The sequence below is a fragment of the Sphaerisporangium perillae genome, assembly GCF_023276435.1.
GTDB classification, from domain to species: domain Bacteria; phylum Actinomycetota; class Actinomycetes; order Streptosporangiales; family Streptosporangiaceae; genus Sphaerisporangium; species Sphaerisporangium perillae.
Genome location: NZ_JALLPO010000009.1, coordinates 192724 through 206903, shown reverse-complemented (window position 1 = coordinate 206903; position 14180 = coordinate 192724). Strand labels below are relative to the sequence as shown.

General features: G+C 72.8%; 14 protein-coding genes. 11 read left to right on the top strand and 3 right to left on the bottom strand.

What is annotated here, in order from left to right; translation table 11 throughout:
- Positions 1-95: 95 nt before the first annotated feature.
- The 8 genes from MYF83_RS11460 to ptsP all read left to right on the top strand — a co-directional run bounded on the left by MYF83_RS11460 (position 96) and on the right by ptsP (position 6861).
- A complete protein-coding gene (locus tag MYF83_RS11460; protein WP_248960226.1) occupies positions 96-857 on the top strand; it encodes a DeoR/GlpR family DNA-binding transcription regulator in 762 nt (253 codons plus the stop codon).
- Complete coding sequence (pfkB, locus tag MYF83_RS11455) at positions 854-1795, top strand: 1-phosphofructokinase (RefSeq protein ID WP_248960225.1); 942 nt, start codon at positions 854-856, stop codon at positions 1793-1795. The genes MYF83_RS11460 and pfkB overlap by 4 nt, the downstream gene beginning before the upstream one ends.
- Positions 1796-1858: 63 nt before the next feature.
- Entirely contained in the window at positions 1859-3019 is a 1161-nt protein-coding gene (gene mtlA, locus MYF83_RS11450) for a mannitol-specific PTS transporter subunit IIC (RefSeq protein ID WP_248960224.1), read from the top strand.
- Positions 3016-3333 (top strand): PTS sugar transporter subunit IIBC family protein, encoded by a 318-nt coding sequence (locus MYF83_RS11445; protein WP_308201434.1) that lies wholly within the window; start codon positions 3016-3018, stop codon positions 3331-3333. The genes mtlA and MYF83_RS11445 overlap by 4 nt, the downstream gene beginning before the upstream one ends.
- Positions 3326-3817, top strand: coding sequence for a PTS mannitol transporter subunit IIA (locus MYF83_RS11440; RefSeq protein ID WP_248960223.1), 492 nt, complete (start codon positions 3326-3328; stop codon positions 3815-3817). Before MYF83_RS11445 ends, MYF83_RS11440 begins: the two co-directional genes overlap by 8 nt.
- Positions 3814-4854 carry a zinc-dependent dehydrogenase gene (locus tag MYF83_RS43690; RefSeq protein WP_248960222.1) on the top strand — a complete coding sequence of 347 codons (1041 nt, stop codon included), beginning with the start codon at positions 3814-3816 and terminating at the stop codon, positions 4852-4854. The genes MYF83_RS11440 and MYF83_RS43690 overlap by 4 nt, the downstream gene beginning before the upstream one ends.
- Before the next feature lie 80 nt (positions 4855-4934).
- Complete coding sequence (locus tag MYF83_RS11430) at positions 4935-5219, top strand: HPr family phosphocarrier protein (RefSeq protein WP_248960221.1); 285 nt, start codon at positions 4935-4937, stop codon at positions 5217-5219.
- Positions 5212-6861, top strand: a complete 1650-nt coding sequence (gene ptsP / locus MYF83_RS11425; protein WP_248960220.1) for a phosphoenolpyruvate--protein phosphotransferase — start codon at positions 5212-5214, stop codon at positions 6859-6861. Before MYF83_RS11430 ends, ptsP begins: the two co-directional genes overlap by 8 nt.
- 200 nt (positions 6862-7061) lie before the next feature.
- On the opposite strand, the gene MYF83_RS11420 is transcribed toward ptsP, so the two are convergent.
- The 3 genes from MYF83_RS11420 to MYF83_RS11410 all read right to left on the bottom strand — a co-directional run bounded on the left by MYF83_RS11420 (position 7062) and on the right by MYF83_RS11410 (position 9147).
- The gene (locus MYF83_RS11420; protein ID WP_248960219.1) at positions 7062-7883 is read right to left on the bottom strand and encodes an SAM-dependent methyltransferase; all 822 of its coding nucleotides are present in this window, start codon (positions 7881-7883) and stop codon (positions 7062-7064) included.
- 130 nt (positions 7884-8013) lie between these two features.
- Complete coding sequence (locus MYF83_RS11415) at positions 8014-8565, bottom strand: hypothetical protein (protein WP_248960218.1); 552 nt, start codon at positions 8563-8565, stop codon at positions 8014-8016.
- A gap of 45 nt (positions 8566-8610) precedes the next feature.
- The gene (locus MYF83_RS11410) at positions 8611-9147 is read right to left on the bottom strand and encodes a hypothetical protein (RefSeq protein ID WP_248960217.1); all 537 of its coding nucleotides are present in this window, start codon (positions 9145-9147) and stop codon (positions 8611-8613) included.
- 273 nt (positions 9148-9420) lie between these two features.
- Between MYF83_RS11410 and MYF83_RS11405 the strand changes: the two genes are divergently transcribed.
- The 3 genes from MYF83_RS11405 (at position 9421) to MYF83_RS11395 (ending at position 14045) form a co-directional block, all read left to right on the top strand.
- Positions 9421-10848 carry an L-fucose/L-arabinose isomerase family protein gene (locus MYF83_RS11405; RefSeq protein ID WP_248960216.1) on the top strand — a complete coding sequence of 476 codons (1428 nt, stop codon included), beginning with the start codon at positions 9421-9423 and terminating at the stop codon, positions 10846-10848.
- Positions 10849-10932: 84 nt separating this feature from the next.
- Complete coding sequence (locus MYF83_RS11400; protein ID WP_248960215.1) at positions 10933-12591, top strand: NAD(P)/FAD-dependent oxidoreductase; 1659 nt, start codon at positions 10933-10935, stop codon at positions 12589-12591.
- Positions 12588-14045, top strand: a complete 1458-nt coding sequence (locus MYF83_RS11395) for an ATP-binding protein (protein WP_248960214.1) — start codon at positions 12588-12590, stop codon at positions 14043-14045. The genes MYF83_RS11400 and MYF83_RS11395 overlap by 4 nt, the downstream gene beginning before the upstream one ends.
- The last annotated feature ends 135 nt before the right edge of the window (positions 14046-14180 follow it).

The following is a 14180-nucleotide window of genomic DNA, read 5'->3' as shown; positions in this document are numbered from 1 at the left end:
CGGTTGCGATGGACGTTGGGAAAACTCTTGACGTTCCCACAAGGACGGGTATAAACAAAGATGAAACCAACTTGAAACGGCGGTGAATCAACACGATGTACGCCGAGGAGCGGCAGCAGGAGATCCTGCGGCGCGCGCGGGCCATCGGCCGGGTGGATGTGGTGACCCTGGGCGAGGAGTTCTCCGTCACCACGGAGACGATCCGCCGCGACCTGACGGCCCTCGAACGTGCGGGCGTGTTGCGCCGCGTGCACGGCGGTGCCATCCCGGTCGAGCGGCTGGGGTTCGAACCCGCGCTGGCGGCCCGCGACGAGGTCATGACCGCGGAGAAGGAGCGCATCGCCAAGGCCGCGGTGGCGGAGCTGCCGGAGGACGGCGCGATCATCATCGACGCCGGGTCCACGACGGGCCGGCTGGTGCAGGTCCTGCCCGCCGACCGGGAGCTCACGGTCATCGTCAACTCGCCGCCGCTGGCCACGGTGCTGGCGGCCCGTCCCAACCTGACCGTGATCATGCTCGGCGGCCGGGTGCGGGGCCGCACGCTGGCCACCGTCGACGACTGGGCCCTGCGCCCGCTGGCCCGGCTCAATGTCGACGTGGCCTTCATGGCCGCGAACGGCTGCTCGGTGGCCAAGGGCCTCACGACGCCCGACCCCGCCGAGGCGGCGATCAAGCGGGCGATGATCAAAGCGGCGAAGCGCAGCGTCCTGCTGGCCGACCACACCAAGTTCGCCGACACCTACCTCGCGCGTTTCGCCTCCCTGCACGAGATCGACGTGGTGATCACCGACAGCGCGCTCGACCCTGCGACGGTGGCCGACATCGCGGCGGCCGGCCCTGAGGTGGTGCGGGCATGATCCTCACCTTGACCCTCAACCCCAGCCTCGACCGGACGATCGAGATCGCCACCCTGACCCGGGGCGCCGTCATCCGGGCCGCGACCGCCCGCCTCGACCCTGGCGGCAAAGGCGTGAACGTGTGCCGCGCGCTGCTGGCGAACCAGGTCAGGTCGTGCGCCGTGGTCCCCTTCGGCGGAGCGGAGGGCGACCAGCTGGTCAGCCTGCTCTCCCAGGAGGGCATCCAGATGATCACCGTGCCGGTCGCGGGGGCCACCCGCTCCAACGTCGCGCTGGCCGAGCCGGACGGCACGGTCACCAAGATCAACGAGCCGGGCACGGCGTTATCGGCCGCCGAGCTGGACGCCGTCGCGGACGCCGTGCTCAGCGCAGCCGAGTCGGCCGACTGGGTCGTCGCCTCAGGCAGCCTGCCTCCAGAGGTTCCCGTGGACATGTACGCGCGCCTGTGCCGGCGGTTCACCCGGGCGGGCATCAACGTCGCCGTGGACACCAGCGGGCCCGCCCTGGTGTCGGCCGTCGCCTCGGCTCCCGCCCTCGTCAAGCCCAACCGGCACGAGCTGGCCGAGGCCACGGGGGCGGTCATCGCGTCGCTCGGGGACGCGATGGACGCGGCGGGCAAGCTCCGGGCGATGGGGGCCAGGTCCGTCCTGGCGAGCCTCGGCCCGGACGGCGCCCTCCTCGTGGAGGACGGCGGGGCCTGGCACGGCGAGTGCCCGGTGAGCGAGCCGCGCAGCACCGTCGGCGCGGGCGACGCCATGCTCGCGGGGTTCCTCGCCGCCGGAGCCCGCGGCGAGGCGGCCCTCGTCGAGGCGCTGGCGTGGGCGTCGGCCGCCGTGGCGCTGCCGGGCAGCCGGATGCCCTCGCCCGCCGACATCCGGCGCGACCTCGTCCGTGTCCACGAACCAGATCCCACCAAGCCGTTGACGTCCGGGGACTGACAGCGGCGCGTTTCCACCCCCCACGCCGGCGGCACGCCGGCAACCCCGGAAGGAGCACCTCACATGGCAGATGCCTATACCCCGACGGTCCAGGGGACCGGCGTCAAGGCGAGCATCCAGCGCTTCGGCGGTTACCTCGCAGGCATGATCATGCCGAACATCGGCGCGTTCATCGCATGGGGCCTGGTCACCGCGCTGTTCATCCCCACCGGATGGCTGCCCAACAAGACCCTCGAAGCCCTCGTGGGCCCGATGATCAAACTTCTGCTCCCCATCCTCATCGGGTACACCGGCGGGCGCATGGTCCACGGGCAGCGCGGCGCGGTCGTCGGCGCCATCGCCACCATGGGCGTCATCGTCGGGGCGGACATCCCGATGTTCCTCGGCGCCATGATCGTCGGCCCGCTCGCGGCCTTCGTGATCAAGCAGGTCGACGGCTACATCCAGCAGCGCACCAGGGCCGGCTTCGAGATGCTGGTCGACAACTTCACCGCCGGCATCGTGGGCGCGGCGATGGCCATCGTCGGACTCTGGGGCATCGGGCCGGTCGTCCGGGTCATCACCGACGCCGCGGGCCACGGCGTCTCGTGGCTGATCGACCACGGGCTGCTGCCGCTGGCCTCGGTGCTCATCGAGCCCGCGAAGGTGCTCTTCCTGAACAACGCGATCAACCACGGCGTCCTCGGGCCGCTGGGCGTGGCGGAGGCCGTGAAGCAGGGCAAGTCCATCCTGTTCATGCTCGAGTCCAACCCCGGCCCCGGGCTCGGCCTGCTGCTCGCGTACATGCTCTTCGGCCCCCGGCTGCTGCGGCCCAGTGCGCCGGCCGCGATGATCATCCACTTCCTCGGCGGCATCCACGAGATCTACTTCCCGTACGTGCTGATGAAGCCGCGGCTGATCCTCGCGGTGATCGCCGGAGGAGCGTCGGGCGTCCTCGTCTTCATGGTCACCGGGGCCGGTCTGGTCGCCACGCCATCGCCGGGTAGCATCTTCGCCTACCTCGCGGTCACCCCCAAGGGCGGATGGTTCGGTGTCATCGCCGGCATCCTCATCGCCGCCGCGGTGTCGTTCGTGGTCGCCTCCGCCCTGCTGGGCTTCGGCCGCGCCAACGGCGACGAGCCCGAAACCGGCCCCGACACCGCCACCTCCGCCACCGACACCGACACCGTGAACGGGCAGGGCGAGGACCAGAAGCAAGCCCACTCCGTCACCAGAGAGGTATGACCGAGATGCCGAGCATCGACAGCAAGGACGTCAAGAAGATCGTGGTCGCGTGCGACGCCGGCATGGGCAGCAGCGTGATGCTGGCCACGCAGCTCCGCAAGGCCCTTTCGGGGCTGTCGGTGGAGGTGAGGCACACGCCGGTCAACTCCATCCCCGACGACGCCGACATCGTGGTCTGCCACGCCGGGCTCGCCGCCCGCGCCAGGGCGAGCGCCCCGGGCACCGTGCTGGTGCCGTTCCAGGTCTTCATCGGCGACCCCGCCGTGACCAGGCTCATCGCCACGATGAAGAACGGCGGCACGGTCGATGCCTGACGCGGCGCCGCTGCCACTGGACCGCAGGGCCATCCGGCTCACCGCCGAGGCCGCCTCGCGCGACGACGCGATCCGGCAGTGCGGCCAGGCGCTGCTCGACGTCGGCGCGATCGAGGAGCCGTACATCGACACGATGGTCGAGCGCGAGCGCTCCATCTCCACCTACGTCGGCGAGGGAGTGGCGATCCCGCACGGCACGCTCGCGGGCAAGGACGCCGTGCACCACGACGCCATCAGCGTGCTGCGCTTCCCCGCCGGCGTCGACTGGGACGGCGAGCCGGTCGTGCTGTGCGTCGGCATCGCCGCTCGCGGCGACGGGCACGTACGGCTGCTGTCGGAGCTGGCGCAGATCCTGTTCGACCCCGACCGGGCGAAGGCCCTGCGCGAGGCGGCGGACGCCGACGAGGTGATCCGCCTCCTCAGCCCCGGCGACGCCGGCGTGCCCGCCCCGGACCGCACACAGAGAGAGGAGACCTCCGAGTGAAGGTCGCCCGCTTCCACGCCCCAGGTGACATCCGCGTGGAGGACGCGCCCGAACCCTCGCCGGGACCCGGCGAGGTCAAGATCCGCGTTCGCAACTGCTCCACCTGCGGCACCGACGTCAAGATCTACAAGTTCGGGCACCACCACATCCGCCCGCCCCGCGTCATGGGCCACGAGATCGCCGGGGAGATCGCCGAGCTCGGCGCGGGGGTCACCGGCTGGGCGGTGGGCGACCGGGTCCAGGTGATCGCCGCCATCCCGTGCGGCCACTGCGAGGAGTGCCTGCGCGGCAGGCAGACGGTCTGCCCGAACCAGGAGTCCATGGGCTACCACTACGACGGCGGGTTCGCCGAGTACACGATCGTGCCGGGCAAGGTCCTCGCCGTCGACGGCCTCAACCGCATCCCCGACGGCGTCGGCTTCGCCGAGGCCTCGGTCGCCGAGCCGCTCGCCTGCGTGCTCAACGGGCAGGAACTGGCCAGGGTCGGGGACGGCGACGACGTCGTCATCCTCGGGGCCGGCCCGATCGGCTGCCTGCACGTCCGGCTCGCCCGGTCACGCGGGGCAGGCCGGGTCTTCCTGGCCGACCTGAACCCCGGCAGGCTCGCCATGGCCGCCGAACGCGTCCAGCCGGACGCCGCGATCAGCGGCCAGGACGTCGACGTCGTGGACGAGGTGCTCAAGCTCACCGGCGGCAGGGGCGCCGACGTGGTCATCACGGCCGCCGCGTCCGGGGCCGCCCAGCAGCAGGCGCTCCAGATGGTCGCGCGCCAGGGAAGGATCAGCTTCTTCGGCGGCCTGCCCAAGGACGACCCCGTGATCGCGCTCGACTCCAACCTGGTGCACTACCGGGAGCTCACCATCGTCGGCGCCAACGGGTCGAGCCCCCGGCACAATGCCAGGGCGCTCGAGCTGATCGCCACGGGGGCGGTCCCGGTCGCCGATCTCATCACCCACCGGATCCCGCTCGCCGAGGTCATGCAGGGCATCGACATCGTGGCCCGCGGCACCGCCATCAAGGTCACCGTCGAACCGTGACCACCACGCCGGGCCACCGATCACCCGCCCCGATGGCCCGGCGAACCCCGCAAAGCCGGAGAAGCCCGAAGGAAGCCACCATGCCAGAGAAGACCGTCATCATCGGCTCCCGCAGCGGTCTGCACGCGCGGCCCGCGAAGATGTTCGTCCAGGCCGCCGCCCGGCAGGGCGTGGCCGTGCGCATCCGGGTCGGCGACCGGCCGCCGGTCCCGGCGACCAGCATGCTCGGCGTCCTCGCCCTCGGCGCCGAGCACGGCACGGCGGTGATCCTGCAGGCCGACGGCCCCGGCGCGGAGGAGGCGCTCGACTCCCTCGCCGAGCTGCTGTCGCGCGACCTGGACGCCGAGGAGCCGGCCGATGCCTGAGGCGGTCCATGGCCTCGGTGTCAGTCCCGGACGGGCGGCGGGCCCCGCGTACAGGATGGCCGGGCCGCCGGTGCTTCCGCCGGCGGGGCCGGTCGCCGACCCCGCCCGGGAGTCCGCCCTCGCGGCGCAGGCCCTGCGGGACGTCGCCGAGCACCTCGAAAGGCACGCGGCCAGGGCGTCGAACCCCCAGGCCAGGGAGATCCTCGAGGCGCAGAGCCTCATCGCGGCCGACCCCGCGCTACTCGAATCGGCCGAGGAGGGCATCGCCGCGGGCCTCGGCGCCGCGCACGCGCTGGACGCCGCGTGCGCCCGCCACCGCGAGGCGCTGCTTGCCGCGGGCGGGTACTTCGCCGACCGCGCGGGAGACCTGGACGACATCCGCAACCGGGCCGTCGCGGCCGTCCTCGGCCTGCCCATGCCCGGAGTGCCCGATCCCGGGCACCCGTACATCCTGATCGCCGACGACCTCGCGCCCGCCGACACCGCCGGCCTCGACCCCGCGACCGTCCTAGCGCTGGTCACCGAGAAGGGCGGCCCCACCAGCCACACCGCCATCCTTGCCAGGACCCTCGGCCTGCCCGCCGTGGTGGCGTGCCGCGACGCCGCCGGGATCGACGACGGGACCTTGCTCGGCGTCGACGGGAACACCGGGTACGTCGAGGTCGGCATCGCCGAGGACGTCGCCGCCGCGATCCGGCTGGAGGCCGCCGCGCGCCGGGAGCGCAGGGCCGCGGGGCACGGCCCCGGGCGGACCGCCGACGGGCACCCGGTGGCGCTGCTGCTCAACATCGGCTCTGCGCACGACCTGCGCGCCCCCGAGGACGCCGAGGGGGTCGGCCTGTTCCGCACCGAGTTCCTGTTCCTGGACCGCCGCGACGCCCCGTCCTTCGAGGAGCAGGTGGCCGCCTACACGGCCGTCCTGCGGGCGCTGCCGGGCCGGCGGGTCGTGATCCGCACCCTGGACGCCGGCTCGGACAAGCCGCTGCCGTTCCTGCGGCTGCCCGGGGAGGCCAATCCCGCTCTCGGGGTGCGGGGGCTGCGCACCAGCCGGGTGCGGCCGGAGATCCTGGACACCCAGCTCGACGCCCTCGCCGAGGCCGCCCGCGGGAGCGACGCCGAGACCTGGGTGATGGCCCCCATGGTGAGCACCGTGGCCGAGGCGGCCGCCTTCGCCCGCCGCGCCCGCGAGCGCGGCCTGCGCCACGTCGGGGCGATGGTCGAGGTGCCCGCGGCGGCGCTCCACGCGCGGCGCCTGCTCGAGGTGGTGGACTTCCTCAGCATCGGCACCAACGATCTCGGCCAGTACGCCTTCGCCGCCGACCGCCAGCACGGCGAGCTGGCCGACCTGCTCGACCCCTGGCAGCCGGGGCTGCTCCAGCTGATCGCCATGTGCGCCGAGGCGGGACGGGAGGCGTCCAAGCCCGTCGGCGTGTGCGGAGAGGCGGCCGCGGACCCGCTCCTGGCCACCGTCCTGGCCGGGCTCGGCGTAAGGAGCCTTTCCATGGCCGCCCCCGCCGTGCCGGACGTGCGGGACGCGCTGGCCCGCCGTTCCCTGGCGGAGTGCGAGGCCGGCGCGCGGCGCGCCCTCGCCGCGGAGGGCCCCGCCGAGGCCCGGGCGGCGGCCGGCGACGCCGCGGGCTGATCACCGGTCAGGCGGTCCAAGCCCGGCGGAGGATGGCGCGCGGGCGACGACGGCAGGTGGTGGTCAGGGCTTGCCGGCAGGGCGGTGGCAGGTGGTCAGGGCCTGCCGGCCAGGGCGCGGTGGCAGGAGGTCAGGGCCTGCCGGCCAGGGCGCGGTGGCAGGTGGTCAGGGCCTGCCGGCCAGGGCGCGGTGGCAGGAGGTCAGGGCTTGCGGGCTAGGGCGCAGAACTGCGAGACCTCCTGCTGGGCGTCGAAGTCGTCCGGCTCCGGCCGCCACTTGGAGCAGGAGACCACGCCGGGCTCGAGCACCTCCAACCCGTCGAGGAACCCGGCCAGCTCCTGGGGGCTTCGCAAGGTCATCGGGGCCGACCCGGCCTGGTTCCATTGCCGCACCGCCTCGGTCATCGCCTCGCCGTGCACCTCGGCGGTGGGGTGGGCGACGGCCAGGTAGCCGCCGGAGGGAAGGGCCTCCAGCAGCCGCGTCACGATGGCCCGCGCCTTGGCCGTGTCGACGACGAAGTTCAGGCTGCCCAGCAGCATCAGCGCCACCGGCCGGCCGAAGTCGAGCGTGCCGGCGGCGTGCCTGAGGATCTCGTCCGGCTCGTTGAGGTCGGCCTCGATGTAGTCGGTGGCGCCTTCGGGCGCGCCCACGAGCAGGGCGCGGGCGTGGGTGAGCACGATCGGGTCGTTGTCGACGTAGACGACGCGGCAGGAGGGGTCGATGGACTGCGCCACCTCGTGGGTGTTGTCCGCCGTGGGCAGGCCGGTGCCGATGTCGAGGAACTGGCGGACGCCGGCCTCGGCGACCAGGAACCGTACGGCCCTGCCGAGGAACGCCCGGTCGGCGCGCGCGGAGTCCACCAGATCGGGCATCACCGCGAGGATCTGGTCGCCCATCTCCCGATCGGAGGCGAAGTTGTCCTTGCCGCCCAGCCAGTAGTTCCAGACGCGGGCCGAGTGCGGCACGGTCGGGTCGATCTTGGCCTGCTGCGCCCGGCCGGGGGAGGACGTGCCGTCGGTCACCGGGATTGCACCCTCTCAGCCTGACTTGTGCTGATCTTTACCGGGTCAGCGTAGCGCTCGCGGCCACCGGCACGGACGCGTTCGGAGGACTGTTCATACGCGCGGGGGCGGCGCTTTCAGGAGGCGGCGGTCACGGGGAGACCCGCTGCCACCGCGGATCGCGGTACAGCACCACCGAGGGCCCGCGCAGCATCTCGTCCGGGGCCGACAGCATGACCAGCTCGCCGGCGGCCTCCAGCTCGCGGAGCAGGTCGCGGACGCGGGGACCGACCGGGAGGCGGCCGACCGGCAGGCCGAGGGCCAGGCGGGTCGCGTCCGCCACCTCCGACAGTTTGAACGGGCCCGGGAAGCCCTCGATGATCCCGCGGACCAGGTCGAGCGTGATCACCTGTTCGGCCTCGCTGTGCGCGACCTCCCACACGAGTTGCACGTTGCGCCGTCCGGTGGCGGCGCAGGCGGAGCAGCGCCGCACGAACCCCGGCACGAGCTCCTCGTCGGCCGAGCCGAGGCACGCCGTGCACTGGCCGGTCTCCGTGGCGTGCAGCTCGGCGGCGACGCGGGTGGGCAGCGGGGTGCCGCAGAAGCACCGGAACGTGCGGAAGGCGCCTCCGTGGACCAGGGCGGCCTCGTCGGCGTTCTCGGGGATCTCGTCCCACTGCGTGGTGATCGTGTGCGTGGACATCGCCCGTGACTCTACCTATCGGGGCCCGCCGGCGCGCGGGCCGCGTCAGGCGTAGGCGGCGGCCACCCCGATGATCACGAGCGCGAGGGACACCCCGGCGACCACCAGGCCGGCGACGCCCGCGGCCTTGCGTCCCCGGCGCAGTCCGAGCGCGAACATCACCGAGTACGGCAGTCCCGCGTACACCAGGGGAGTGAGGCCGAGGAGCGCCAGCGACGCCAGCACCCCGGCGGTCCCCGTGCGGACGACGCGGTCGGTCTCCACGTCCAGCCGACCCCGGAAACTCTGGCCCACGCGTGACTCCGGCGCCGCCTGGACGACGGTGGTCCGCAGGCTGTCGTCGTCGGGCACGAACGTTCCCTTGCAGTCGTAGCGCCCCTCGCCGAGGGCCTGGCAGGAGGTGACGGTGAGGCGGCCCGCCGCCCCGGCCCGGCCCATCGCGAGCATCAGGTCGTGGGTGGAGAAGAGCACGGGCAGCAGCCCCAGGATCACCCAGCAGACGAGGAGCACGTACATGCCCATGGGCCCGGGAGTGCGGCCCCTTCCCATCGCCCAGCCGGCCTGCGTCGTCGGATGCGTCATGGGACCGATGCTGGCGGGCCCGTCTTGGAAGCGGCTTGCCGCGCACTGGCGGCGTCCCCTGGCGGCCCTGGGGGCACCGCGCGCCGGCCGTTCCGGCCCGCGGGCGCGCCCGGCCGCGTCTCTCTGGGCGGCCCGTCCGGAACGTTCGTGAAACGCGGCGTTCACCCTCCATTGACAAGCGCAGAGCGCCGGGGTTAGCGTCCCGCACAGCCGAGTAAAACGTTTTTACTCCCCCCGCCGCTTCCGCGCCGCCCGCGCGCGAGAGGAGACCGCATGAGCACCGCGCCGGCCCGCATCGCCCCGCCCCGCACCAAGGTGGGGCTGGTCGCCGGAGGCCTCGGGGCCTACTGGCCGCAGTTCCCCGACCTGCTGCCCCAGCTCACCCGCTCCGCCGAGCGGGTGTCGGAGCGCATGCGGGCCCTGGGCTGCGATGTGGTGGACGTCGGCTTCATCGCGGGCGCCCAGGAGGGCGCGGCCGCGGCCGAGCGGCTGCGCGGGGCCGGGTGCGACATCATCGTCGGCTTCCTGACCACCTACATGACGGCGACCATGCTGCTGCCCGTGGCCCAGCGCAGCGGGGCGCCCGTGCTGCTGATCAACCTTCAGCCGACCGAGTCGATGGACCACGCCACCTTCGACACCGGCCAGTGGCTCGCGTACTGCGGGGCGTGCCCGCTGCCCGAGATGGCCAACACCTTCATCCGCGCCGGCATCCCCTTCCGCTCGGTGTCCGGCTACCTCGAGGACGAGCGCGCCTGGGCCAAGATCGAGCGCTGGGTGCGGGCGGCGGGGGTGCGCGCGGCGCTCCGGCGCGGCCGTCACGGGTTGATGGGCCACCTGTATCCGGGCATGCTCGACGTCGCGACCGACCTGACGCTGGTGCCGGTGAACCTCGGCGGCCACGTCGAGGTCCTGGAGTTCGACGACCTTCGCGTGCGGGTGGAGAAGGTCGCCGACTCCGAGGTCAAGGAGCGCATGGAGCTCGCCAGGGAGATCTTCCAGCTCGACGGCTCGGTGAACGACGACGACTTCTCCTGGGCCGCCCGGGTGTCGGTGGGGCTCGACCGGCTGGCCGACGACTTCGCCCTCGACAGCCTGGCCTACTACCACCGCGGCCTGGACGGTGAGATCCACGAGCGGCTCGGCGCCGGCATGATCCTCGGGGCCTCGCTGCTCACCGCGCGCGGCATCCCGGCCTGCGGCGAGTACGAGCTGCGCACGTCCCTTGCCATGCTCATCATGGATCGCCTCGGCGGCGGCGGGTCGTTCACCGAGCTGCAGGCACTGGACTTCGCGCGAGGCCATGTCGAGATGGGGCACGACGGCCCCGCCCACCTGGCCATCAGCGCGGACCGCCCGCTGCTGCGCGGCCTCGGCGTCTACCACGGCAAGCGCGGGTTCGGGGTGTCGGTGGAGTTCGACGTCGCCCACGGCCCGGTCACCGCGTTCGGCCTGCGGCACGGCAGGGACGGGCGGTTCGCCTTCGTCGTGTCCGAGGGGGAGGTCGTCGACGGGCCGCATCTCCAGATCGGCAACACCACCTCCCGGGTCGACTTCGGCTGCGATCCGGGCGAGTGGACCGACGCCTGGAGCGCCACCGGCATCTCCCACCACTGGGCCCTCGGCACCGGCCACCGCACCACCGAGCTGCGCGCCCTGGCCGACCTCATGGACGTCGAGCTGGTCGAGGTGCGTCCGTGAGCGTTGTGACCCGCGATCCTGGTGTGCCGGACGGGATCATCACACAGCACCGGTTTTACCTCCAGGCATGCTTTCATTGATGCCATGTCAAACCCGGCGATTCTGACCGTCGACGACGACCCTGCCGTCTCCCGGTCGGTGGCCCGAGACGTCCGCCGCCGCTACGGCGACCGTTATCGCGTGGTGCGAGCCGACTCCGGCCAGGCCGCCCTGGAGGCGCTGCGCGAGATCAAGCTGCGAGGCGAGCAGGTGGCCGTCATGCTCGCCGACTACCGCATGCCGCAGATGAACGGCATCCAGTTCCTGGAAGCCGCGATGGACATCTTCCCGCGCGCCCGCCGCGTTCTGCTCACGGCGTACGCCGACACCGACGCGGCCATCGACGCGATCAACATCGTCGACCTCGACCACTACCTGCTCAAGCCGTGGAACCCTCCGGAGGAGAAGCTCTACCCGGTGGTCGACGCGCTCCTGGACGCCTGGCTCGCCGCGCCCGACGAGGCGGTCACCGAGACCCGCGTCATCGGCCACCGCTGGTCGGCGCCGTCGTTCGCCGTCCGCGACTTCCTCGCCCGCAACCTCGTGCCCTACCGCTGGCTGCTCGCCGACGAGGCCGAGGGCGGCCGCCTGCTGTCGGCGGCGGGCCTGACCGCCGACGACGTGCCGCTGGTCGTCACGCCCGACGGCACCTCGCTGGTCAAGCCCACCGAGGCCGACCTCGCGGCGCACGTCGGGCTGACCACCACGCCGACCGGCGAGTTCTACGACCTGGTCGTCGTCGGAGGAGGCCCGGCGGGGCTCGGCGCGGCGGTGTACGGCGCGTCCGAGGGGCTGCGCACCGTGCTGCTCGAGCAGCGCGCGACCGGCGGCCAGGCCGGGCAGAGCAGCCGCATCGAGAACTACCTCGGCTTCCCCGACGGGGTGTCCGGCGCCCAGCTCACCGACCGCGCCCGGCGGCAGGCGCTGCGGTTCAACGCCGAGATCCTCACCACCCGCGAGGTCGTCGGGCTGGAGTCCGGCGGGTCGGCGCGGCTGCTGCGCTTCGGCGACGGCAGCCTGATCACGGCGCACACGGTGGTGCTGGCCACCGGCGTGTCCTACCGCATGCTGGAGGCGCCGGGCATCGCCGCGCTGACCGGCCGGGGCGTCTTCTACGGCTCGGCGTCCACCGAGGCCCCGAGCTGCTCGGGCCAGGAGGTCTACATCGTCGGGGGCGCCAACTCCGCGGGGCAGGCGGCCGTGCACTTCTCCCGGTACGCCAAGAAGGTGAACATCCTCATCCGGGGCGGCGATCTGCGGCGGTCGATGTCGCAGTACCTCATCGACCAGATCGCCGACACACCCAACATCGAGATCCACCCGCACACCGCAGTGGTCGACGGCGAAGGAGGGGACCACCTGGAGCGGCTGACGCTGTGCGACCCCCGTTCCGGGCGGGTCCGCACCGTCGACACCTCCTGGCTGTTCGTCTTCATCGGCGCCGAGCCGCGCACGGAGTGGCTCGGCAAGGCCGTCCTCCGCGACGACCGGGGTTTCGTGATCACCGGCACCGACCTGCTGGCCGACGGCCGAAGGCCCCCGGGATGGACACTGCCCCGCGACCCCTACCACCTGGAGACCAGCATGCCGGGCGTCTTCGCCGCGGGCGACGTGCGGGCCGACTCGGTCAAGCGCGTCGCCTCCGCCGTGGGCGAGGGCGCCATGGCGGTGTCGCTGGTCCACCGTTACCTGGAGGCCCAATGATCGAGCCGGCCGACAACGCCGGGTGCGGCGAGGCGAGCGGAGAGGGCCTGACCGCCGACGAGCTGCGCACCCTGTTCCTGTTCGAGTCCCTGGACGACGCGCAGCTCGCGCGGTTCGTCGAGCACGGGCACGTCGAGCGCTACCCGGCGGCCACCTCGATCTACGAGGAGGGCCGGCCGGCGAGCTGCTTCTACGTCCTGCTCAGCGGCACGATCGCGTTGACCCGCCGCGTCCAGGGCGACGAGGTGGAGGTCAGCCGCACCGAGCAGCGCGGGGTCTACGCGGGCGCCATGCAGGCCTACCTCGGCGACCAGGTCGGGCAGAACTACTCCAGCAGCCTCCGGGCGATCAGCGACGTCGAGCTGTACGCCATTCCCGCGAAGGTGCTCGCCAAGTCGCTGCGCGAGTGGTTCCCGATGGCGACGCACCTGCTGGAGGGAATGTTCGTCGGCATGCGCGCCAACCAGACGATCGTCAGCGAGCGCGAGCGGCTGCTGGCGCTCGGCTCGCTGTCGGCCGGCCTGACCCACGAGCTGAACAACCCGGCCGCCGCCGCCGTCCGGGCCACCGCCGTGCTGCGCGAGCGGGTCGCCGGCATGCGCCACAAGCTCGCCATGATCGCCGATGGGCGGCTGGACGGCAGCCGCCTGCACGACCTGGTCGAGCTGCAGGAGGAGGCCGTCAAGCGGGCCGCGAGCGCGGCGCCCCTGTCGGCGCTCGCGACCGCCGACGCCGAGGACGAGCTCAGCGAGTGGCTCGACGACCACGACGTCGCCGGAGGCTGGGAGCTCGCCTCGACCCTGGTCACCGGCGGCATCGACGTGCGGTGGCTGGAGCAGATCACCGGCGCGGTCGGCGGGGAGAACCTCGAGGCCGCCATCCGCTGGCTCACCTACACGATCGAGACCGAGCAGCTGATGAGCGAGATCGACGACGCCGTGACCCGCGTGTCCGCGCTCGTCGCCGCCGCCAAGCAGTACTCCCAGATCGACCGGGCGCCCTACCAGACCGTCAACGTCCACGACCTGCTCGACGCCACGCTGACGATGATGCAGGCGAAGATCCCCGGCTGCATCCGCACGGTCAAGGACTACGACCGCACGGTGCCCCCGATCCCCGCCTACGCCGCCGAGCTCAACCAGGTGTGGACCAACCTCATCGACAACGCCCTGTCGGCCATGAAGGCGGAGGGCGGCACCCTCACCCTGCGCACCGGGCACGACGCCGACCGGATCTTCGTCGAGGTCGCGGACACCGGGCCGGGCATCCCCGCCGCGATCAGGCCGCGCATCTTCGAGCCGTTCTTCACCACCAAGCCGGTCGGCGAGGGGACCGGGCTGGGCCTGGACATCTCCTACCGCATCATCGTGAACAAGCACCACGGCGACATCCGCGTGGAGTCCGAGCCCGGCGACACCCGCTTCCGCGTCCTGCTCCCGATCGCCCCCTCCTAGCCGCGCGCGGCACGGACGGGCACAGTCGTGACGGTGGCCGTGGCGTCGCTCATGGTTTCTTCTCCTGCCGTAGTCGGTGCGCGCCGGCGCGCGGGTGCGGGCCGGACGGCTCGTCCCTGCGCCCACCGGCTCGCA

What these genes read in the sequence shown, in the direction of transcription:
- ptsP (WP_248960220.1), top strand. Translation starts at nt 5,212, where the DNA reads ATGCCTGAGGCGGTCCATGGCCTCGGTGTCAGTCCCGGACGGGCGGCG.
- mtlA (WP_248960224.1), top strand. Translation starts at nt 1,859, where the DNA reads ATGGCAGATGCCTATACCCCGACGGTCCAGGGGACCGGCGTCAAGGCG.
- MYF83_RS11400 (WP_248960215.1), top strand. Translation starts at nt 10,933, where the DNA reads ATGTCAAACCCGGCGATTCTGACCGTCGACGACGACCCTGCCGTCTCC.
- MYF83_RS11405 (WP_248960216.1), top strand. Translation starts at nt 9,421, where the DNA reads ATGAGCACCGCGCCGGCCCGCATCGCCCCGCCCCGCACCAAGGTGGGG.
- pfkB (WP_248960225.1), top strand. Translation starts at nt 854, where the DNA reads ATGATCCTCACCTTGACCCTCAACCCCAGCCTCGACCGGACGATCGAG.
- MYF83_RS11440 (WP_248960223.1), top strand. Translation starts at nt 3,326, where the DNA reads ATGCCTGACGCGGCGCCGCTGCCACTGGACCGCAGGGCCATCCGGCTC.
- MYF83_RS11445 (WP_308201434.1), top strand. Translation starts at nt 3,016, where the DNA reads ATGACCGAGATGCCGAGCATCGACAGCAAGGACGTCAAGAAGATCGTG.
- MYF83_RS11430 (WP_248960221.1), top strand. Translation starts at nt 4,935, where the DNA reads ATGCCAGAGAAGACCGTCATCATCGGCTCCCGCAGCGGTCTGCACGCG.
- MYF83_RS11395 (WP_248960214.1), top strand. Translation starts at nt 12,588, where the DNA reads ATGATCGAGCCGGCCGACAACGCCGGGTGCGGCGAGGCGAGCGGAGAG.
- MYF83_RS11460 (WP_248960226.1), top strand. Translation starts at nt 96, where the DNA reads ATGTACGCCGAGGAGCGGCAGCAGGAGATCCTGCGGCGCGCGCGGGCC.
- MYF83_RS11410 (WP_248960217.1), bottom strand. Translation starts at nt 9,147, where the DNA reads ATGACGCATCCGACGACGCAGGCCGGCTGGGCGATGGGAAGGGGCCGC.
- MYF83_RS11415 (WP_248960218.1), bottom strand. Translation starts at nt 8,565, where the DNA reads ATGTCCACGCACACGATCACCACGCAGTGGGACGAGATCCCCGAGAAC.